This window comes from Methylobacterium sp. Leaf108 (assembly GCF_001423265.1).
Classification (GTDB): Bacteria; Pseudomonadota; Alphaproteobacteria; order Rhizobiales; family Beijerinckiaceae; genus Methylobacterium.
In genome coordinates, this window is the sequence record NZ_LMND01000023.1 from 310,748 (window position 1) to 330,474 (window position 19,727).

Genomic DNA, 19,727 nt, shown 5'->3' on the forward strand with positions numbered 1-19,727 from the left:
AGACATCGTTCTGCCTCAAGCGCGCTGTTGTTCCGCCATAATCGCGAGGATGTCAACCGGTTCGGTCCGGCGGAGCCCGTTGAGGTCGTTGAGCAAAGTCGCACCTGTCGCAGGTCGTGGACGGCTCAGCGCAGCGGCTCGCCTGGCCGGTCCAGCCTGGGCCTCGCCTCCCACGCGGGATCGGGCTTCGTCGCCGTGGTGGGATGCCTGTCCTGCCAGCCCTCGATACCGTCGGGATACCAATAGACGTTGGCGTATCCGGCCGACAGGAGGCGCTTGCCGGCGTTCCAGCTTCCCCAGCATTCGGGCCGGCAGAACGTGACCACCGCCCGGGTCCTGTCGCCCCCGGTCAGCGCCTCGACGCGGGAGAGGAAGACGGCCTCCTGGCGGGGGTCGAGGGGGGCCGCACCGGCGTTCGGCATCCAGACACTGCCGGGGATCGAGCGGTGGGTCGGCAGCCACGGCCGGTCCGCGGGAAAGTTCGTCGGGCGCTGGTCGGCCAGGGCCACGTCGATGAGGACCGGCTTGTCCCTGGCGATGAGGGCGTCGAGCCCGTCGAGGTCGACGACCCTGGCCCCCTGCAGGGTCGCCGGCGTGTAGCCGCGTGCCGGACCGGTCCAGAGTCCGTCCGGCTCGGGCACGTTGACGGGCGAGTCGGCCGGCCCTGCCGCGATGATGGCGAAGGATGCGGCCAGCACCGCGAGTGCCCGGCCCCGCCGTTTCCACATGGCGTGCGCCATCCCGTTCAGTTGCTGGCCGTCGGCGCCGTGAAGCTGTGCTCCCACCGTCCGTTCTGGTTGTCGACGGCCACCACCCGGATCGGCTCCTGGCCCTCGGGGATGAAGGAAAACCCGATCACCGGGTTCGAGGCGATCGAGATGTCGCCGTCGAGGGTGAAGATGCGCGACGACCCGCGGCTGACCTCGACCTTCGTGATGTAGCGCGCCGGCGTGTAGTCGCGGGTGACCTGGTTCATCTGCATGCCGCTGAAGTTCGGGTGGCGGATCATGAGGGTCGCCTCCAGGGACTTTCCGGGGTTCGCCTCACCGGCGAACTTCATGCGCATGTCGCCCATGCCCTTCATCGCCTCCTCGTCGCTCATGCCCATCGGCGCCGAGCAGCCGCCGGAGGCCTTCACGAAACGGACCGCCTCCATCAGCTTGCCGTCCTTGGTCTCGGCCACCGCGTGGACGTTGGTGTAGTTGTTCACCCGCACCCGCAGCTTGATCTCGCTCGGATCCGCGGCGGGTCCGAAGGTGAACTTCGCCGCGTAGGGCGATGGGTTGTCGTCGATCACCAGGTGAAGACCCGCGATCTTATCCTTCTGCGGCATGCTCAGGGTGATCGGCACGAGGGAGGCGTCCATCGCGCGGCCGGGGGCGTCGATCGACACCAGCGTGTCCGTCGATTCCACCTTGCGGTCGCCGAAGATCGTGGTCTGGATCTCCTTCCAGCGGGCGAGCCGCTCGGAATCGTCGTCGCCCGCCCCGAGCGCGAGGACCGGCCCGGCGGCGGCGATGCCGGCGAGGACCGGGACGGACAGGCCGATGGCGAGGGCCAGACGGCGAGCGGCAAGATGTTTCATGGTTCGTCTCCTCGAAGAGAGATGTAGCGCATCATCATTCCCACTCAAGCTCCTTGTAGGCCTGGGTGACGTTGCGGCCGTGATAGGTGTCGAACAACGCCCATTTCCCGCGCTCGGACTGGCCGATGCTGGCGACCGCCCGCTCGATCGGCACGTCCCCCGCCACCGCCTTGCGGGTCTCGTCGCGCAGGGTCGCCAGGTAGCGGGTCAGGTCGGCCATGGCGGGGGTGACATCCACGAGGGTCGGCCCGTGCCCCGGAACGGCACGGGCGGCGCCGGTTGCCTTGAGGCGCTCGGCCTCCTTCAGCCAGCCGACGAGGCTGCCGTCGAGGGATGGGATGCGGGTCACGAACAGGAGGTCGGCGGGAAACAGGATGCCGCTGCGGGTGTCGAGCATGGAGAGGTCGCAGTTGGTGTGCGCCACCCCATGAGCGGTGAGCCGCAGGGTACGTCCGCCGAGGTCGATCTCGGCGGTGTCGGCCACCGTCATCGTCGGTTGGACGACCGGACCGGTCTTCTCGGCGCCCAGGATCTCGACGAGGCGCCCGCGATAGAACTCGCCGCGCGATTCGAGCGCGCTCGTCAGGGCGTGGTGGCCGACGAAGGTCGGGCGATCCTGCAGGAAGGCGCCGGCTCCGAAGCAATGGTCGGGGTGCACGTGGGTGAGCACGACGTAGCGGATCGGCTTGTCCGTGCGCTGGACGATCTGCGAGCGCAGCCAGGCTCCGTCCGCGAGGCTGCCGCCGCTCTCGGTCACCAGGACGGCGTCGTCACCGACGATGAAGCCGGTGTTGGCGATGGCATCGTCGTTGTCGGCGGTCGCCTCGGTGTCGGGGCCGCGCCGGACGAAGATTCCGGGGCCGACCTCGTCCATCGAAAAACCCTCGGCCGACCGCCCGAGGGTCGGCAGGCAGCACAGGCACAAGCCCGCCCACAGGGCCTGCCGGCGGGTCGAAGCGGCCCCCGTCGCGGCACGGCCGTCCCGTCCCACATGCTGCGTCCCGATGGAACCTGTCGGCAATCCCGTCCTCCCTCGCAATTTTTGAAGCGTACCAGACCCGGATATCCGCGAGCGGGCAAGGGGGCGTCCGCTCGCACACGAAGTGTTGCATCGGCAGCGTTGCACGCTGGCGGGCCAGGCATTCACGGCCGTGCGGTTCCGGCCCCGTTCATCGACCGATCAGTACGGTTCGGTATTCGCCGATGCGGCGCCCTTCCAGCCCGTCTCGTCGATGTGGCAGTTTCGGCGACTCCACGAATCACAGAGATCAGAGGACGAACCACCCGATGCAGGCCGCCGCCTTTCTCGCCGCCGCAACGGCCCTGCCCTTCGGCGACCTGCCGACGCTCCTGGGCGATGGCGGGCTCGTGGTGGTGGCCCCGCACGCCGACGACGAGAGCCTGGGCTGCGGCGGCCTCATCGCCGAAGCGGTGCGCGAGGGGCGCGACGTGCGGGTGGTGATCGTCAGCGACGGCGCCGGCTCGCACACCCATTCCGTGACCCATCCGCCCGATCGCCTGCGCGCCCTGCGCGAGACGGAGGCGCAGGACGCCGTCGCGATCCTCGGGTTGCCGCGCGAGGCCGTGAGCTTCCTGCGCCTGCCCGATGCCGGGGTTCCGAGCACGGGGCCGGAGGCGCAGGCGGCGGCGGATGCCATCGCGGCGCTGGCGCGCGACTGCGATGCCGGCGCGATCTGCGTCACCTGGGCCCACGACCCCCATTGCGATCACACGGCCGCGGCGGCCATCGCCACCCTGGCGCAGCGGCAGCTTCCCGAGGTCGGCCTCTACGCCTATCCCGTCTGGGGCTGGACCCTGCCGGCCGACCGCGAGGTCGGGGCGGCTCCGCAGGGATGGCGCCTCGACGTCAGCGCCCATTCCGCTGCCAAGCGGCGGGCCATCCTCGCCCATCGCTCGCAGACCAGCGATCTCATCGCCGACGACCCCAGCGGGTTTCGCCTCGCGCCCGAGATGATCGACCGGTTCTGCGGTCCCTTCGAGATCTTCATCCTCCTGTCGCCGAGGATCGAGGCATGAGGGCCCGCGCCACGGTCGTCACCCTGAACAAGGGACGCGACGACCACCTCGCACGGCTGCTGGAGGGCCTGTCGCGCGGAGCCCACCCGGCCGAATGCGTGGTGGTGGAGATGGGGGACGCGCCCGCGCCCTTGCCCGACCCCGGCTTCCCGGTCCGCCGCATCGTCCTGGCGAGCGACGGCCTTCCCCTGGCGCGCGCCCGCAACGCCGGTGCCGGGGCGGCGCGGACCGAGCACCTCGTCTTCCTCGACGTCGACTGCATTCCCTCGCAGGATCTCGTGGCGAGCCTCGACGAGGACCTCACCGAGGTCGACGGCCTGATCTGCTGCGAGATCCGCTATCTCCCGGCCGGAGCCGTCCAGGACGGTTGGACCGAGCCGGGACTGCGCGGCGCGGGGTTCACCCATCCCGTCAGACACTTCCCGTCATCGGGCCTCGCCCGTACCGACAATCCCGGCCTGTTCTGGTCCCTCGCGTTCGGTGTGCGCAAGGAGACGTTCGACCGGCTCGGCGGCTTCGACGAGAGTTTCGACGGCTACGGCGCCGAGGATACCGACCTCGCGTTCCGGGCGGACGCGGCAGGGCTTCCGATCGTCTTCAGTGCGCGCGGCGGCGCTTTCCACCAATACCACCAAGCCTACGACCCGCCGCTGCAGCACTTCGGCGATATCGTCCGCAACGCCCGCCGCTTCCATGCGCGGCACGGCCTCTGGCCGATGGACGGCTGGCTCGACGCCTTCGCCCGAATGGGCCTGTCGACCCCGCGCGGCGACGACATCGCGATCCTGCGCTCGCCGACGCCCGAGGAAATCGCGGCAGCGCGCTCGCCGACCGATCGGCCGTTCTGACCGACCGGTCGGGCGTTACCGTCCGGCCCCCGTCAGAGCGCTTGAGACGGAATGATCGTCCGACCTCGGGCGTATGGATCAGGCCGCGTTGTGGGTCTTGCCCGGCTCGGCACCGGGTACGGGCAGCACCACCGGCGTCGCCGTGCCGGATGCCATCGGCCCGACGTTTTTCATGGGAGCGGGAGAGGTCGAAGCGGGCGGGACGGCGATCGGCTCCGGCGCGGCCTCGGGCGCCGACGAGGAGAGTTCCGCCAGCCCGTCCTCGTCCGCGCCGGACGGAGGAGCCAGGACGTCGGTGGGCGTCTTCCAGACGAAGGCGTCGAGACGGCCGGTCACCGGCGACACCGGACCCCAGGTCTCCGAGGCGACCCCGTCTGCGATCCACAGGGGGTCGCGGCGGGCACGCGTAGCGCGCGCCAGCCATTCCCTGGCGCGACCGGAGGCGGGACCGTGCTCGACCTCCTCGATCCGCGCCATGGCGAGGCAGGCGCGAACCGTCGGCTGGTCGGACAGCAGCGGCGCCAGCGTCTCGCGCGCCTTGGCGAAATCCTTCGCGTCGAACGCGGCCTGGACCATGGCGAGGCGGGCCTCCGCATCCCACGACGAGATCCGGGCGAGCGTCTCGGCACGGGCCATCCGGTCGCGCACCGAATCGCCGGTGCGCAGGTTCATGTAGGTCTTGGCCAGATCCGGATGCGGGTTGGCACGCCAGGCCGCCTCGACGATCTTGGCGGCTTTCTTCAGGTCGCCGCGCCGTGCCAGCAGACGCCCGGCCAGCGCCGCGGCCGGCACCAGTTCCGGCGCGAGCTTGACGGCCTGGAGCACCCGCTCGGTCGCCGCTTCCGGTTCACCGGCTTCCCGGGTCTGGGCGGCCGCCGTGAGAAGGACGGCACGCTGGCGCCGCGACACGGATTTGTCGACGAGTCCAAGGGCGGCGCGACGCTCCACGGTCTCGGTGGCCGCACCCCAGTCGCCATCGGCACATTGGGCTTCGAGGACGGCCTCGTTGGCCCAGGTCACGCTGGGCGCCAGCCGCGCGGCCTCGGTGGCGTAGGCCCGGGCCGCGGTCTCGTCCGACCGGCGACGCGCTTCGACGAACAGCCCCCGCAGGCCGAGGACCCGCGTCTCGGGATCGTTGACCATCCGCTGGAAGGCATGCTCGGCCGCCTCGCGGTCACCGGAGATCTGCGCCGCCTGGGCCTTCAACAGGAGGGCCAGTGGCTCGGCGCCGAGCAGGCGCTCGGCGTCGCCGGCATGGCGCTTGGCCGCCAGGGGATCGCCGGATCCCACCGCGACCATCCCGCGCGACAGGGCCGAGAAGCCCTTGGCCCTGCGCCGGTCGCGCGAGCCGCGCACCAGGGCGTCCGGCAGGGTGATGAGCCCCCGCACGATCGCCCAGACGAAGCCGATCGCGATGGACGCGACGAGAACGCCGATGAGGGCGATGGCGAGGCTGGTGGCCACCTCGTAGCCGTTCCAGACGATCGTGACCGACCCGGGTCGGTCGGCGATCCAGACGGCGCCGAAGGCGGCAAGGGCGAGAAGGGCCAGGAAGGCGAGGGCACGCCACATGGGATCAGATACTCCTGGGAGCGGTGCCGCTGGCGCAGGCCACGCTGAAATCGGATGCCGGGGGTGCGAGCACCCCTTTGTGGCAAGGCGAACGACCGGGTGAGGCCTGGGTCAACGGGGTGACGGCGCGGATAGTCCCTTGAAGGCGTCCGACAGCAGGGCCTGGGCGGCCTCGCCGGCCGCGGCACGGGAAGCGAGCTTGGTGCCGAAATCGCCGGCTGAGGCCCTCGCCGCCTCGGGCATCGCGGCAAAGGCTTTGGCCGCTTCCGCGATGGCGCCACGGTCGAGGGCGGCCTGGACGGCCACGGTCGGATCGGTGTCCTGCGCGGCCTCGCTCGCCGGCGTGTCGACCTTGCGAACCTGCACGATCGACCCGGCCATGCTCATCAGACGCTGGCTGATGTCGCCGGTCTCGGCCACCGACTTCGCCTGGGCGGCCTTGCGGGCGGCCGACATCCTGTCGGCGATGGCGCGGAACTCGGTCGCCAGGGTGCGCGCGGTGGGAGCGCCCTTGTCGGCGAACACCGCCACGGCGGTGAGCTTGGCCGGATCGCCCGGCTCGAAGTTGCGCAGCGACGCCAGCGCGTCGGCATAGGGAGCGCCCGTGGACAGCGCGGTGGCGATCCTGTCGGCGGAGACGACCCGCAACGCCGCCTGGACGGTGCCGGCATCGGCGCGTTCCGACACCGCCTTGTCGAGGCCGGCGAGACGGTCCGATTGGGCCTGGAGCTGGCGTGCCACCGCCTTGGCGGCCTCCTCGGCCTGGGCCTTGTTGGCGTCCACGGCCTTCTGGCTCGCCTCCGTCACGGACTGGACGGCTTCGGTGGCCGCCTTCACGCGCTCGTCCAGGCTCGACTGCAGGGCCGCGAGCTTCTGGCCGAGAGCCTGCGCGGCTTCGGCGTTCGCCTTGGTCCGGCTGTCGACGTCGCCCTGGAGCGTGGTGATCCTGGCATTCAGGTCCGCCTGCCCGGTCGGCGCCTTGGCGACGCCGTCGATCTTGCCTTCCACCGCCTTGAGGCGCTCGTCGAGCTTGGTCACCTGTTCGGGGGCCACGCCGGGTGCGGTCAGCGCGGCCCTGGCATCCATGGACTGGTCGCGGCCCGGCTCCTCCTGCAGGGCGGCGAGGCGCTGGTCGAGGCTGTCGATCCGCGCGGTGAGTTCGGGCGGGATCGTGGCGGTTGCCGGGGATCCCTCCGCCGCCGGAGCGGTCGGCGACGCACTCGCCTTCTGGAGCGCTTCGCGGGCGGCGGTTTCGGCATTGCGAACCGCATCGGGCAGCGGCTTGAGCGCGGCTTCGTTGCCGGCGATGCGCTTGTCGAGGCTCGCCAAGGCATCGCGCGACGCGAGCGTGCCCACCGTCTGGTCGAGGGCTGCCAGACGGCCGGCGAGGTCGCCGTTCGCGGTGGGAAGGATGCCCGCGCGCTCGACGCCGAACAGCAGTCCGGCCCCGATCACGCCGCCGATCAGCCCCGCAGCCGCCATAGAGCCGAAACCGGCGCCGCCGCTGCGAACCGGGACGGGCTTGGGTTCGGATGCCGACGCGGTCCGCTGTCCGGCCTCCGACGACGGCGGCTTGGTCCCGGACGACGTGGCGCCGCTCGAGGCAGACGCGCTCGGAGTGGAGGCGCTCGACGTCGCACCGGCGACGGATGCCGCGGTCTTCGGTCCGGTCGCAGACGTCTTGTCGGTGGTCTCGCGCCGGGTCGCATCGCCCGCGTCCGGAACGCGTCGCGCCTTCAGATCGATGATCGGTCCATCCGCAGCGTCACCACCGGCACGTCCGGTGGTGCCGAAAGCGGACGGCTTGGCCGGATCGGGTTTCGCACCATCGGCCTTGGCGGCGTCCACTTTCGAGGGGTCGGGCTTGGTGGGGTCGGACTTGGCGGGATCGGACTTCGCGGGATCGGACTTGGCGGGATCGGACTTCGCGGCGTCTGCCTTCGACGTACCCATCTTGGCTGCATCGGCCGTGGCCGATGTCGAAGCACCTGGCTTGGTATCCGGCTTCGCCGGCTCCGACGGCAGGACACCGGGCTTCTGCGTGGCGCCGGGCGCCGGCGAGGCGGTGGATCCCGACGGGCCGCCGCTGCCGGTCGACGAAGCTCCCGTCGGTCCCGAGGCGCCGGCCGGGCCGGCCTGCGTCGCCGATTTCGGGCCATCGGCGTTCACGGGTTCGACCTTGCCGGGTCCGGTGGGCGACGAGGCTCCGGTGGGTGCGGCACCCGAAACCGTGGGGCCGGGCCGTCCCAGGTCCGGCTTGCCGGCTTCGGACTTGCCGGCTTCCAACTTGCTGGCTTCAGATCTGCCCACTTCCGTCTTGCCGGCGTCCGGTCGGGTCGGGTCGGGCCGCGATGAAAAGCCGGTCGCACCCGCACCGGTTGTCCCCTGCTGCGCCGAGGAGCCGGGTGAGGTCCGGTTCGAATCGTTGATGGGTGGCTTCACGAGACCCTGCTCCCTTCCCGATGCCTGCTCCCCGACCGGGCACGGCGCGAGATCCTCGCTGCGCGGCCCGGCGCGGGCAGTCTTGATTCTGTTGCCCGTCCTAGCACCACGAGGCTTGCCGGAGCGAGACCGTATCTCAAACGTCGTTCGCCAAACCTGCCAGGAGGTCGTCTTCGCTCGGCCGGGCCGCGATGAAATGGATGCGCCCGCCGGCCGCAACCAGGGGCGCGGCCACGTCCGCCGACAGGCAGTAATGCTTGAGCGCCCGGAAGGCTCCCCCGCGACCCGCAGAGATCGCCAGCGCCAGCGCCACCTCCGCACTCCGGCGCGAGTAATGCAGTGCCGCCGCGACGGGCTCACCCTGCCCTTCCGCCAGGGCCGTGGCGACCGGGGCCGGCAGGGCGGCAGCGGCGGTCATGCCGTAGGACACGTGGATCGCGACCACGTAGCCCGCCCGCTCCAGCGAGAGGCCGGGCTCGGCCTTGCGCTCCGCTCCGGCGAGGTGGAGCAGGCGGCAGGGCGGCCTCAGCGTCGCCGCGACGAGCCGCACGAGGTCGGCGGCATCCCCGCCCGCGTCGAGGACGGATCGGAAGCCGCGATCCCTGGCGGCCTGCGCGGTGCGGCCGCCGACGCAGAAGACGGGGGTCGTCCCGTCGCCGGGCAGGGCCGGCCCGGGCAGGGCGAGGATCGCGCTCGCGCTCGTCACCACCAGTCCGTCGAACCGCCCGTCCGGCGGCGCGTCGCCGGTGGTCGCCAGCATCAGCACCGGCGCGACGAGCGGATCGTGCCCGAGCGCGCTGACGCGCGCGGCCGTGCGGGACGCGCCGGGCTCCGGCCGCGCGATCCAGACCCTCATGCTCCCTGACCCCGGTGCGACCCCTCGGACCGGGAGACCCTGTGCGACCGCCCGGCCGATGGCAAGGCGACCCACCGGCGTCGATTCCGGCTGCGTTGCCCTGCGGCATGCTCGGGCGATAGAACGGGGGCCGGCCAGACCCAGCCGCAGCGGACACCACGCATCCATGATCGTCCTCGGCATCGAGACCACCTGCGACGAGACGGCGGTCGCCGTCGTCAGCCCCGGCGAGGGCGGGCGCGGGCGCATCCTCGCCAACGAGATCCTCAGCCAGATCGCCGAGCACGCGGCCTATGGCGGCGTCGTGCCCGAGATCGCGGCCCGCGCCCATGTGGAGGTGCTCGACCGGCTGATCCTGCGCGCCCTCGACCGGGCCGGGCTCAGCCTGGCGCAGATGGACGGCATCGCCGTGGCCGCGGGACCCGGCCTGATCGGCGGCGTCCTGATCGGCCTCGTCACCGCCAAGACCCTGGCCCTCGTGACCCGCAAGCCGCTGCTGGCGGTCAACCACCTCGAGGCGCACGCGCTCACCGCGCGCCTCACCGACGGCATCGGCTTCCCCTACCTGCTGCTGCTCGCCTCGGGCGGCCATACCCAGCTCGTGGCGGTGAGGGGGGTCGGCGACTACGTGCGCCTCGGCACCACCATCGACGACGCCATCGGCGAGGCCTTCGACAAGGTCGCCAAGCTTTTGGGCCTCGGCTACCCCGGCGGGCCCGAAGTCGAGCGACTGGCCGAGACCGGCGACCCCGAGCGGTTCGCCCTGCCGCGGCCGATGCTGGGACGGCGCGAGGCCAACTTCTCCCTGTCCGGCCTCAAGACCGCCCTGCGGATCGAGGCCGAGCGCATCGCCCCGTTGGCGCAAAACGACATCGCCGATCTCTGCGCGAGCTTCCAGGCGGCGGTGGTCGACGTCACCGTCGACCGCCTCCGGGTGGCGCTGCGGGACTTCGGGGCCGTCGCCGGCCATCCCACCGCCCTGGTGGCGGCCGGGGGGGTCGCCGCCAACGGCGCGATCCGGCGGGCGCTGGCGACCCAGGCCGGCGAGGCCGGACTCGCCTTCGTGGCACCGCCCCTGGCCCTCTGCGGCGACAACGGCGCCATGATCGCCTGGGCCGGCATCGAACGCCTGCGCCTCGGGCTCGTCGACGACCTCACCGCGCCGGCCCGCGCCCGCTGGCCCTTCGCCGAGGCGGCGGTGGCCTCGGCGTGAGCCCGGGGGGGGACGAGCCCGGCCTCCGGTCGCGCTGGCGCGACCTCGTCGAGCGGCGCCTGCCCGAGGCCGCGCCCCGGCGGCCGGACTGGCCGGTGGACCGCGATCACTGCTTCGCCCGCATCCTCCTCGACAACGCCTGCGGCGGACCGTGGCGGGCGTTCGTGGCGGCACCGGCCTGGGCCAACACGCCGGCCGACGACCTCTCGCGCGCCGTGGACCTCGGCGAGGCCGTGCTGGCGGGCAAGGCCGATCTCGCGCTCCTGAACCGGCGCTCGCTGGGCTTTCGCGGCAAGCTGAGAACGAAGCCCGTGCCGGCCTGCCTGCACGAGGGCGACCTCACCCTGCGCCGCTGGTCCCCCGCCGACGATGACGCCTTCGCCGCCCTCAACGCCGATGCCGAGGTGATGCGCTTCTTCCCCGCCCCGCGATCGCGCGGCGACAGCCTCGCCGAGGCCCGTGCCCACGACCGGCGGTTCGCGGCCGACGGCTTCGGCCCTTGGGTCCTCGACTGCGCGGACGAGGGCGTCGTCGGTTTCGTCGGCGGCCTGCGCCTCATGCGGCCGATGCCCTTTTCCGGTGCCGAGCGGCCCGGCAACGTCGTGGAGGTCGTCTGGCGGCTGGCACGGTCCGCCTGGGGCCGGGGGCTCGCCACCCGAGCGGCGCGGCTGGCCCTCGCCGACCTGTTCGGCCGCTGCGGTGTCGCTGCCGCCGTGGCCTTCACGGCCGCCGGCAACGCGCCGTCGCGACGGGTGATGGAGCGGCTCGGCATGGTGCCGGCGGGCGAGTTCGCCCATCCGGCCCTGCCGCCGGATGACCGCCTGGCGCCGCACGTGCTCTACCGCGTGTCGGCGGCCGACTTTTCGGCGGGGAGCATGCGCCCATGAACCATGAACCCATGAGCGACGAGGTGGCGGTCATCGGCGGCGGTGCCTGGGGAACGGCGCTGGCCAACGCGGCGGCGGTGGCGGGCCGGCCCGTGACCCTGTGGTTGCGCGACGGCGAGGCCGCCGCGCGCCTCCAGGAAACCCGCGAGAACGCCCGCTACCTGCCGGGCGTGCCCTTGCACGACCGCATCCGCGCCACCGCCGATGAGCGGGCCCTGGGCGGCGCCGGTATCGTCCTCGCCGTCGTCCCCGCCCAGACCCTGCGCGGGGTGCTGGCCGGCCTGGCACCGGCGCTGGACCCCGGCGCGGCCGTCGTGCTCTGCGCCAAGGGAATCGAGCGCGGCAGCGACGCCTTCATGAGCGCGGTCGCCGCCGAGGTCCTCGGCGACGGGGCCGCCGTGGCGGTGCTCTCGGGTCCGAGCTTTGCGGCCGACGTCGCCCGCGGATTGCCCACCGCCGTCACCCTGGCGGCCCGCGACGCGGCGCTCGCGGCGCGGTTGTCCGGTTCCCTGTCGGGGCCGACCCTTCGCCTCTACCACACCGACGACGTGCGCGGCGTCGAGATCGGCGGGGCCGGCAAGAACGTGCTCGCCATCGCGTCCGGCATCGTCGCCGGGCGTGGCCTCGGTGAGAGCGCGCGCGCGGCCCTGATCGCCCGCGCCTTCGCCGAACTGATGCGGTTCGCCCGCAGCTTCGGCGCTCGCCCCGAGACCCTGATGGGCCTGTCGGGCCTCGGCGACCTCGTGCTCACCGCCTCCTCCTCGCAGTCGCGCAACTTCGCCTTCGGCGAGCGCCTGGGGCGCGGCGCCTCGCCGCAAGAGGCCTCCGGCGGCAAGCTCGCGGAGGGGGCCTTCACGGCGGCCGCCCTCGTCGGCCTGGCGCGCCGAAACGGGATCGAGATGCCGGTGGCCGAGGCCGTGGCGGGCATCGTCGCGGGCAGCGCCAGCGTCGACCGGGTGGTCGCGGCCCTGCTCGCCCGGCCGCTGCGGGGGGAAGCGGAATGACCGCCGGCCCGCTCCACGCCTTCCTCGCGCGATCCGGCCGCGACGGCGCGGGCCGGCCGCTCGACGCGGTGGTCGCCTTCGACGACGCCCATATCGAAGGCGTCCACGATTTCATCCAATGGTGCTTTCCCCTGCCGGAGGCGAGCCGCGCCGTCCCCGGCGCGCCGGTGCTCACCGCCGCCGAGGCCGAGGCGATCCGCGCCGACCCCGCTGCCCGAGCCGGGCTGCTGGTCGCCCTCGACCGGATGACGCGGTTCTACGCCGGGACCGATGGATGGCTTCGCGCCTGCGATCACAACCACCTGCGCATCAGCCGGATCATCGCGGCCACCCGCGATCTCGTCGGCCAGGAAGCGGCGGCGGCCTTCCATGCCTTCGTTCTCGACCGCAACCGCGACGCCGGATCGCCGATCAACCGCGACAGCCTGCGCTACTGGGATCGGGCCCTCGCGGGGGCCTGACGGCCACGCTGCGCCGCGCTAGGAAAGTGCGACCGTTTCGAGGACACCGATGGCGTACTGGCTCTTCAAATCCGAACCCGCGACTTGGTCCTGGGAGCAGCAGGTGGCGGCCGGCGAGGCCGGGACGCATTGGAACGGGGTGCGCAACCACGGCGCCAAGCTGCATCTCCAGGCGATGAAGGTCGGCGACCGGGGCTTCTTCTATCATTCCAACGAGGGCAAGGCGGTGGTGGGGATCGTGTCGGTCGTCCGCCCCTACTACCCGGACGATTCCGATCCCACCGGCCGCTTCGGCATGGTCGACGTCAAGGCCGTGGAGGCGCTGCCCAAACCCGTCACCCTGCAGGCGATCAAGGTCGAGCCGCGTCTGGCCGCCATGGTGCTCGTCAACAACTCGCGGCTGTCGGTGCAGCCGGTCAGCGAGGAGGAATGGGAGATCGTGTGCGGGATGGGGGGCCTATGACACCCCCGGTCTTCACGACCCCAAAAGCTTCATGAAGGCTGCGGCGGCTCCGAAAATAGCGGCGCCGGCGGCCATTCCGGCAAATCCGATCGAGACGGGTGCCAAGGCGCGATCGCGCAAAAGCTTGTCGGATTCCGTTGCCAGCTTGATCCGCTCGGCCATGAGCTTGTCGGCCTCGGCAGCGAGCTTGGCCTGTTCCGCCATCAGTTTACGCTGTTCGGCGACGAACTTTTCCGTCTCGGTATTCGACCGCAGCACGCGTGCGACCTGCTCGGCCATGTCGAGTGGATCGTTTGGAGAAGCCGTACTAGCCATCGCATTCGTCCCTCGATCGGACGACGATCATCCTTTGGACAGGGTCTGAGGATGATAGATCGAGTACGGCCCAGCAAGGCTTGTCGGGTGTGGCCTTCGACGCCTCGCCGACTCCGTTTGGCTCGTCCACAGCGTAGGCGCGCCCTCACCCCTGACGCTGCGCCTGGGTCACCGCGATGTGGATCAGTTCCGCCAGCGTCCGCACGCCGAGCTTCTGGCGCATCTGGGAGCAGGCGTTCGTGATCGTCTTGTAGCTCACCGAGAGTTCGCTCGCGATGGTGCCGTAGGCCTTGCCCTGCGCCAGCCGGGACAGGATCTCGCGCTCGCGCGGGGTGAGCTGGGCTTCGGGGGTGCGGCGGGGCGCCATGCGCAGCATCGCGACCTCGGTGGCGAGGCGCCGGTCGAGGTGCGGTTCGCCCGCCCGCACCCGCGCGAAGGCCTCGAACAGTTCGGCCGAGGCGTGGTCCTTCAGGACGTAGCCCAACGCTCCCGCTTCCAGGGCGCGGGCGACGATCACGGGATCGTTGTGCATGCTGAAGACCAGGATGCGCACCTGCGGCGAGGCCCGGCGCATCCGGCGGATCAGGTCGAGGCCGGCGAGGCCGCTGCCCTGGAAGGTGAGGTCGCAGATCACCGCCGCCGGCCGCAGGCGGTGGAACAGGCGGTAGCCGGCCAGCACGCTGGTCGCCTCGGCGATCGCCTCGATCCCTGCATCCTCCAGCACGCGCCGGCAGCCCTGCAGGACGATGGGATGGTCGTCGATGACGAGGACGCGCTCGTGGGTCGTGGTGATGGCGTTCATGCGGGCGTTGCCGAAACCGTCTCCTCGCCCCGCTCGGGATCGATCGGGATCGAGATCCGCACAACCGCTCCCGGTGTGGCCGTGTCAAGCCGAAAGTCGCCGCCGAGTGCCTCGACCCGCTCGCGCATCCCCGACAAACCGAACCCGATGCGATGATCCGAGGGCACGCCGGCGCCGTCGTCGGTGACGGTGACGCGCAGCCGCCCGTCGTCCTCGCCGGCCTGCGCAAACACATGGCGGGCGTCGCCGTGGCGCACGGCGTTGGTCATGCTCTCCTGGATGCAGCGGAACACGGTGAGGTCGACGAGATCGCCGTAACCCTGCCCCAGAGCCGCGAACTCGCCCGAGAACCGCGTTTCGGGATGGCGGCGGGAGAAGTCGCTCAGGAGCAGGTCGAGGCAATTGGGCAGCGGGACCTGCCCGAGGCCGTGCGGGCGCAGGCGGTTGAGGAGGTCGCGGTTCAGGGCCTGGACCTGGCCGACGATGGCGCTGATGTCGTGGGCGCGGGCGGCCAGACGCGGCCGGTCGGGCTCGCCGGCGCCTTCCGCGATCCGGCTCACCGAGGCGGCGTTGGCCTCCAGGGCGAACAGGCAGGGGCCGAACTCGTCGTGCAGTTCGAGCGCGGTGCGGCGGCGCTCGTCGTCCTGCGCGGTGAGGAGCTGGCGGTTGAGGCGGCCGTTGGCGGCCCGCACCTCCTCCAGGGCCTGCGCGACGCGGTTGAAGCGGTCGGTGATAACCGCGACCTCCCGCGAGCCGGATGGAGCGAGGCGCACGGCGTAATCCTGCCGCTCGAGCTGGGTGAGGCCGTCGGCCAGCCGCCCGAGGGGGGCCAGCACCCGCCCGAGCGCCACGTAGAGGGCGGCCAGGAGGGCGAGGTTGAGGCACAGGCTGGCCAGCGACAGGGACGTGGCATAGCCCCAGATCTCGTCGATCTCGTCGCGGGGCTCCGTGGTGATCCGCGCGGTGCCGATCCGCTCGGTCCCCACGACGATCGGCAGTTCGTGGCGCTGCACCGGCGGCGCGATCAGGGCCGCGAACCACGCCGGGGCCGCATAGCGGTCGCGCCGCACCGACGGCCCGGTGGCCAGGCTTCGGCCCTGCGCGTCGAACAGGCCGACGCGGACATGGCGCAGGGCCTGGAAGCGCAGGTCGAGGGTGCGCAGCAGGCTGCCCGGGGCCTCGGCCTGGGCGAGGCCGACCGTATCGCTCACGAGCGGCTCCACGGTGGCGAGGGACGCCTCCATCTCCACCGTGACCGCGGAGCGGGCGTTGACGACGACGATGCCGATGGAGACGAGGGCGGCGATGGCGTCGATCGCCAGGACCACGGCGATCATTCGCGTGCGCGTGGCCCAGGTGGTCCAGAAGCGCGGCGCGGCCGGCGTCGCCGGATGCGACGCGTCGGCGGGACCGGGGGAGGACATGGCGTTCATCGGGGATGCTTGTACCCCAGTGCCGACGGTACGAAAGTCCGTGATGCGGGAGGGCGAGACATGACGACGGAGCGCCGCGACGTCGCCGACCTGCTGGCCACGGCCCTGGCCGACCCCGCCGTGACCTGGAGCCTCGGCGGCTTCGGCGCGCTGGCGACGTTTTCGCGAGGGTCCTGCGATCCTGTCGCATGGCTCGACGACGGCCGCCTCGGCCTCGTCACGGCCCGTGGCGGCATCGCTCTCGTGCCGGACCGCATCGTGCCCGTCGCCTACGAAACCGCCTTCGGTACCGCCTGGAGCCACACGGTCGCCCTGTGCCTGCCCGAGGCGTCCTGCCCCGCTTCCCCCCGGTCGAGGGTCACGGAATGCGGCCCCGACCGCGAGGCGCTGAGGCCCCAGGACCGCGGCGCCATCCTGTTCGACGGCGGGCTCGGGCTCAGGCAGGCGGCGATCGGCCTGCGCAGCGACATCCCGGCCGCGGTGGCGGCCCTGCGCCTGGCCTGCGGCGAGCCCCTCGCCCTCTCGAACCTGCGGCAATCGCCGGCACCCACGCATCGGGTCGCGACATCCCCCGGCGGTCGCATCGAGATCTTCTGCGCGGGGGACGGGCCGCGCCTGTTCGCCGACGAAACCGTCCTGAGGGCCGCGCGGACCCATGCCGCGACGGCGCCGATCCCGCCCGGCCTCGTGCCCTTCGCGCATCTGCATCCGCCCGCCAGCCTGGATCGGAGCGGGCCCGATCCAGGCGTCCATCGCGACCGTCACGAGGCGTTTCAAGCCCTTCTCCGGCGCTGGGGCGTGCCCGAACTGGTGGACCTGAAGGATGCCCTGGCGCGCGGGGCGCCGATGCCCGCGGCCGCAGGACGCCATGCCCGCATGGTCGCCAAGGTCGTGGCGGCCCAGAGTGCAGCCCGTCTCCCTTGAGCCGAATCGCTCCGACCGCGCGGATTCGATCGCGATTCGGCCGGACAAGTCGTGGTTGGTGATCCCTCGTTAAACCTGTGGACGTAATTCAGATTCGTGGCGCGCCGGTCGCGGCGGTGACTGTGTGATCCCGGCTCGACATCTTGACGCCCCATTGAGCGTGGCACGAATGCCAGTCCCGTTTCTGGACGGCGAGCGTTCGAGCGATGGGTTCCGCATCCGCGCGTTTTCGTGGTCGGCCGGTATCGGTCAAGCACGTTGGGTTGGTTCGAGGGTGATCCCGATGATGTCCGTGACGATCGACCCTTCCGAGACACGCCGGCCGTCCGAGACACGCCGCGTCGCGCCGGCCCGTGGGGCGAGGCCGTCGCCCGCGCTTCGCACGATCGTCCTGGCCGGCCTTGGAGGCCTCGGGCTGATCGGGTTCTCGGTGGCGGCCTATTCGACGCTCGGGCAACTCGCCGGACCGCAGCTCGCCAAGGCCACGATCGGGCGGCAGGCCTCGGCGTGGCCCGATCTCAAGGACGGGCTTCCCGCCGTGGTTCCGCCGGCCGGGCAGGCCCAGCCGGTCACTGTCCCCCCGGTTCCCGCCCCTCCGGTTGCAGGTCCTCCGGTTTCCGTCCCTCGCGAAGAGCCCGCGGCACGCGCCGCCGCGCCGGCGGCACCGCCGCGTCGGGCCTTGCCGCAGATGGAGGTCGCCGGCGTGGTCGACGTGTTGCGCGTCGCGCCGCTGGTGACGACCGCCCGGACCGCGGCCCTCGTCGCCCCGCGACCGGGCGAGACGGTACGGGCTCGGTCGGCCGAGGCGACGTCCCCGGCCCCCGAGCCCGCCGCATCCCCGGCACCACGGCCCGCGAAGAAGGTCGCCGTGGCGAGCCCGCGTCCGAAGCCGGCGGCGGGTGTGGCCGCGGCGCCCGCCGCCGAGGCCCCTCCCCCGCCGGTGGCGCCCGAGGCGGAGGAGACCGAGGTGTTCGGCCTCAAGGTGCCGACCCTCGCCGCGAGCGGACGCAAGCTCGTCGAAGGCGTGCAGTCCCTCGGCGACGCGGTCGCCAAGCAGTTCTGAGCCGACGCCGTACGGCTCGGCGAGGCCCAACCTTCAGCGCGGCTTTGCCCTCAGCGGGGCTTGCGCGGCGCCTTGGCGGCGACCCGCTCGTGGCGGGCGGCACGCGGGCTCTTGAAGCCCTTGGGGCCCTCGTGCCTCGGGCCGTCGGCCCGTGGCCCCCTCGCCTCGGCGGCAGGCTCCCCGTCGAGGAGCGCTTCCACCTGGATCTCGGGCGAGCCGTTCTTGGAAAACGCCGCGGCGAAACGCGAGGCCGCGCCGCCCCGGACCTCGAACTTGGTCTCGCGCTCGAAGATGCGGATGGCGCCGATCTCCTGGCGGCCGATGCCGCCGCGGCGGGTCAGCATCGGCAGGAGGCGGCGGGGGTCGGCGTTGTCGCGCCGGCCGAGGTTGAGCCGGAACCAGACCGAGGGCCCCTCGGCGTCGATCCGGGCGGTGTCGGCGGGATCGTAGACCGGCCGTTCGGAGCGCCGCGCGGGGCCGGCACCGGGATCGGTGACGTCCTCGGGGGCCGGCAGGCGCGAGCGGTAGATGCGGGCCAGCGCCGCCGCCAGCTCCTGCGGCGTGCGCTGGGCGAGCAGGGCCTCGCCCATGGCGACGTCCTCCTCGCTGGCAGCCTCCGTGAAGATCGGGTCCTGCCACATGCGTTCGCCGTCGAGGCGCCGGATCTCGTCGGCCGTCGGCGGCGCGTCCCATTCGGCGGTGATCTTGGCGATCATCAGCATCTGCTCGGCCCGCCGGCGCTTCGAGGCCGGGACCAGGAGCACGCTGGTGCCCTTGCGCCCGGCCCGGCCGGTGCGGCCGGAGCGGTGCTGCAGCACCTCCGCGTCGTTGGGCAGGTCGGCGTGCACCACCAGGGTGACGGTGGGCAGGTCGATGCCGCGTGCTGCGACGTCGGTGGCGACGCAGACCCTGGCGCGGCCGTCGCGCAGGGCCTGGAGGGCGGCGTTGCGCTCGCCCTGGCCGAGTTCGCCCGACAGGGCCACCGCCGAGAAGCCGCGCTCGGTCAGCCCGGCCTGGAGGTGGCGCACCGCATTGCGGGTGTTGCAGAAGACGATGGCGGTGGGCGCATCGACCACGCGCAGCGTGTTGACGACGACGTGCTCGATCTCGCGCGGCAGCACCCGGATCGCCCGGTAGGCGATGTCGGCGTGGCCGCGCTCCTGGCCCTTCACGGCGATGCGCAGGGCGTCGCGCTGGTAGCGCTCGGCCAGGGTGGCGATGGCCTTGGGCAGGGTCGCGGAAAACAGGAGGGTGCGCCGCTCCTTCGGGGTCACCGACAGGATGAACTCGAGGTCCTCGCGAAATCCGAGATCGAGCATCTCGTCGGCCTCGTCGAGGACGACCGCGCGCAGGGCGTCGGTGGCGAGGTTGCGGCGCTCCAGGTGATCGCGCAGGCGGCCCGGCGTGCCGACGACGATGTGCGCACCCTCCTGCAGGGCGCGGCGCTCGCGCTGCGGGTCCATGCCGCCGACGCAGGCGATCACCCGCGCGTTGGTCTCGGCGTAGAGCCAGGAGAGTTCGCGCTGCACCTGCAGGGCGAGTTCGCGGGTCGGCGCGATCACAAGGGCGAGGGGCGCGCCGGCGGCGCCGAGCGTCTCGGCATCGTCGAGGAGGTCGGCGGCAAAGGCGAGGCCGTAGGCGACGGTCTTGCCGGAGCCGGTCTGGGCCGAGACCAGGAGGTCGCGGCCGGCGGCCGCCGCTTCGATCACGGCGCTCTGGACGGGCGTCGGGTCCTCGTAGTCGCGCGAGGTCAGGGCGCGCGCGAGCGGGGCCGGCATGGTCGGAAAGGACACGGGGCAGAAGCCTTCAGGGGCTGACGAGG

General features: G+C 72.4%; 19 protein-coding genes. 9 read left to right on the forward strand and 10 right to left on the reverse strand.

The window, feature by feature from the left end; all coding sequences use genetic code 11:
* Window positions 1-125: 125 nt before the first annotated feature.
* Genes ASF39_RS12515 through ASF39_RS12525 form a run of 3 tightly spaced genes read right to left on the reverse strand, consistent with a single transcriptional unit; the run spans window position 126 to window position 2,576 of the window.
* On the reverse strand, window positions 126-728 hold the full coding sequence (locus tag ASF39_RS12515) for a rhodanese-like domain-containing protein (RefSeq protein WP_056284501.1): 603 nt from the start codon (window positions 726-728) through the stop codon (window positions 126-128).
* Between the two features lie 17 nt (window positions 729-745).
* Window positions 746-1,585 carry a quinoprotein dehydrogenase-associated SoxYZ-like carrier gene (locus ASF39_RS12520; RefSeq protein ID WP_055885975.1) on the reverse strand — a complete coding sequence of 280 codons (840 nt, stop codon included), beginning with the start codon at window positions 1,583-1,585 and terminating at the stop codon, window positions 746-748.
* A gap of 34 nt (window positions 1,586-1,619) precedes the next feature.
* Entirely contained in the window at window positions 1,620-2,576 is a 957-nt protein-coding gene (locus ASF39_RS12525; RefSeq protein ID WP_056284290.1) for a quinoprotein relay system zinc metallohydrolase 2, read from the reverse strand.
* 296 nt (window positions 2,577-2,872) lie between these two features.
* Between ASF39_RS12525 and ASF39_RS12530 the strand changes: the two genes are divergently transcribed.
* Both ASF39_RS12530 and ASF39_RS12535 read left to right on the forward strand, forming a co-directional pair.
* Window positions 2,873-3,622, forward strand: a complete 750-nt coding sequence (locus ASF39_RS12530; protein ID WP_055885982.1) for a PIG-L family deacetylase — start codon at window positions 2,873-2,875, stop codon at window positions 3,620-3,622.
* Complete coding sequence (locus tag ASF39_RS12535; RefSeq protein ID WP_056284294.1) at window positions 3,619-4,470, forward strand: galactosyltransferase-related protein; 852 nt, start codon at window positions 3,619-3,621, stop codon at window positions 4,468-4,470. The genes ASF39_RS12530 and ASF39_RS12535 overlap by 4 nt, the downstream gene beginning before the upstream one ends.
* Before the next feature lie 78 nt (window positions 4,471-4,548).
* Here the strand turns inward: ASF39_RS12535 and ASF39_RS12540 are convergent, their stop codons facing one another.
* The 3 genes from ASF39_RS12540 to ASF39_RS12550 all read right to left on the reverse strand — a co-directional run bounded on the left by ASF39_RS12540 (window position 4,549) and on the right by ASF39_RS12550 (window position 9,340).
* Window positions 4,549-6,042 (reverse strand): heme biosynthesis HemY N-terminal domain-containing protein, encoded by a 1,494-nt coding sequence (locus ASF39_RS12540; protein WP_056284296.1) that lies wholly within the window; start codon window positions 6,040-6,042, stop codon window positions 4,549-4,551.
* 111 nt (window positions 6,043-6,153) lie between these two features.
* Complete coding sequence (locus ASF39_RS12545) at window positions 6,154-7,995, reverse strand: hypothetical protein (protein ID WP_156648481.1); 1,842 nt, start codon at window positions 7,993-7,995, stop codon at window positions 6,154-6,156.
* A gap of 625 nt (window positions 7,996-8,620) precedes the next feature.
* Window positions 8,621-9,340 carry a uroporphyrinogen-III synthase gene (locus ASF39_RS12550; RefSeq protein WP_056284304.1) on the reverse strand — a complete coding sequence of 240 codons (720 nt, stop codon included), beginning with the start codon at window positions 9,338-9,340 and terminating at the stop codon, window positions 8,621-8,623.
* A 166-nt stretch (window positions 9,341-9,506) separates the two neighbouring features.
* On the opposite strand from ASF39_RS12550, the gene tsaD reads away from it, so the two are divergent.
* The 5 genes from tsaD to ASF39_RS12575 are packed head-to-tail and all read left to right on the forward strand — an operon-like array spanning window position 9,507 to window position 13,368.
* Complete coding sequence (gene tsaD, locus ASF39_RS12555) at window positions 9,507-10,553, forward strand: tRNA (adenosine(37)-N6)-threonylcarbamoyltransferase complex transferase subunit TsaD (protein ID WP_055885994.1); 1,047 nt, start codon at window positions 9,507-9,509, stop codon at window positions 10,551-10,553.
* The gene (locus tag ASF39_RS12560; protein WP_056284307.1) at window positions 10,550-11,440 is read left to right on the forward strand and encodes a GNAT family N-acetyltransferase; all 891 of its coding nucleotides are present in this window, start codon (window positions 10,550-10,552) and stop codon (window positions 11,438-11,440) included. The genes tsaD and ASF39_RS12560 overlap by 4 nt, the downstream gene beginning before the upstream one ends.
* A gap of 11 nt (window positions 11,441-11,451) precedes the next feature.
* On the forward strand, window positions 11,452-12,444 hold the full coding sequence (locus ASF39_RS12565; protein WP_056284505.1) for an NAD(P)H-dependent glycerol-3-phosphate dehydrogenase: 993 nt from the start codon (window positions 11,452-11,454) through the stop codon (window positions 12,442-12,444).
* Window positions 12,441-12,905: an opioid growth factor receptor-related protein gene (locus ASF39_RS12570; protein WP_056284310.1), complete on the forward strand. Its 465-nt coding sequence runs from the start codon at window positions 12,441-12,443 to the stop codon at window positions 12,903-12,905. Before ASF39_RS12565 ends, ASF39_RS12570 begins: the two co-directional genes overlap by 4 nt.
* A gap of 49 nt (window positions 12,906-12,954) precedes the next feature.
* On the forward strand, window positions 12,955-13,368 hold the full coding sequence (locus tag ASF39_RS12575) for an EVE domain-containing protein (RefSeq protein WP_056284313.1): 414 nt from the start codon (window positions 12,955-12,957) through the stop codon (window positions 13,366-13,368).
* 12 nt (window positions 13,369-13,380) lie between these two features.
* Here ASF39_RS12575 and ASF39_RS12580 read toward each other — a convergent pair whose 3' ends face one another.
* The 3 genes from ASF39_RS12580 to ASF39_RS12590 all read right to left on the reverse strand — a co-directional run bounded on the left by ASF39_RS12580 (window position 13,381) and on the right by ASF39_RS12590 (window position 15,909).
* On the reverse strand, window positions 13,381-13,647 hold the full coding sequence (locus ASF39_RS12580; protein WP_244472390.1) for a hypothetical protein: 267 nt from the start codon (window positions 13,645-13,647) through the stop codon (window positions 13,381-13,383).
* A 181-nt stretch (window positions 13,648-13,828) separates the two neighbouring features.
* Window positions 13,829-14,485 carry a response regulator transcription factor gene (locus ASF39_RS12585; RefSeq protein WP_055886011.1) on the reverse strand — a complete coding sequence of 219 codons (657 nt, stop codon included), beginning with the start codon at window positions 14,483-14,485 and terminating at the stop codon, window positions 13,829-13,831.
* Window positions 14,482-15,909: an ATP-binding protein gene (locus ASF39_RS12590; RefSeq protein WP_244472399.1), complete on the reverse strand. Its 1,428-nt coding sequence runs from the start codon at window positions 15,907-15,909 to the stop codon at window positions 14,482-14,484. Before ASF39_RS12590 ends, ASF39_RS12585 begins: the two co-directional genes overlap by 4 nt.
* 69 nt (window positions 15,910-15,978) lie before the next feature.
* On the opposite strand from ASF39_RS12590, the gene ASF39_RS12595 reads away from it, so the two are divergent.
* Both ASF39_RS12595 and ASF39_RS12600 read left to right on the forward strand, forming a co-directional pair.
* On the forward strand, window positions 15,979-16,842 hold the full coding sequence (locus tag ASF39_RS12595; protein WP_056284319.1) for a hypothetical protein: 864 nt from the start codon (window positions 15,979-15,981) through the stop codon (window positions 16,840-16,842).
* 283 nt (window positions 16,843-17,125) lie between these two features.
* Window positions 17,126-17,905 carry a hypothetical protein gene (locus tag ASF39_RS12600; RefSeq protein WP_056284323.1) on the forward strand — a complete coding sequence of 260 codons (780 nt, stop codon included), beginning with the start codon at window positions 17,126-17,128 and terminating at the stop codon, window positions 17,903-17,905.
* Window positions 17,906-17,955: 50 nt separating this feature from the next.
* On the opposite strand, the gene ASF39_RS12605 is transcribed toward ASF39_RS12600, so the two are convergent.
* Entirely contained in the window at window positions 17,956-19,698 is a 1,743-nt protein-coding gene (locus ASF39_RS12605; RefSeq protein ID WP_055886017.1) for a DEAD/DEAH box helicase, read from the reverse strand.
* Window positions 19,699-19,727: the final 29 nt, after the last annotated feature.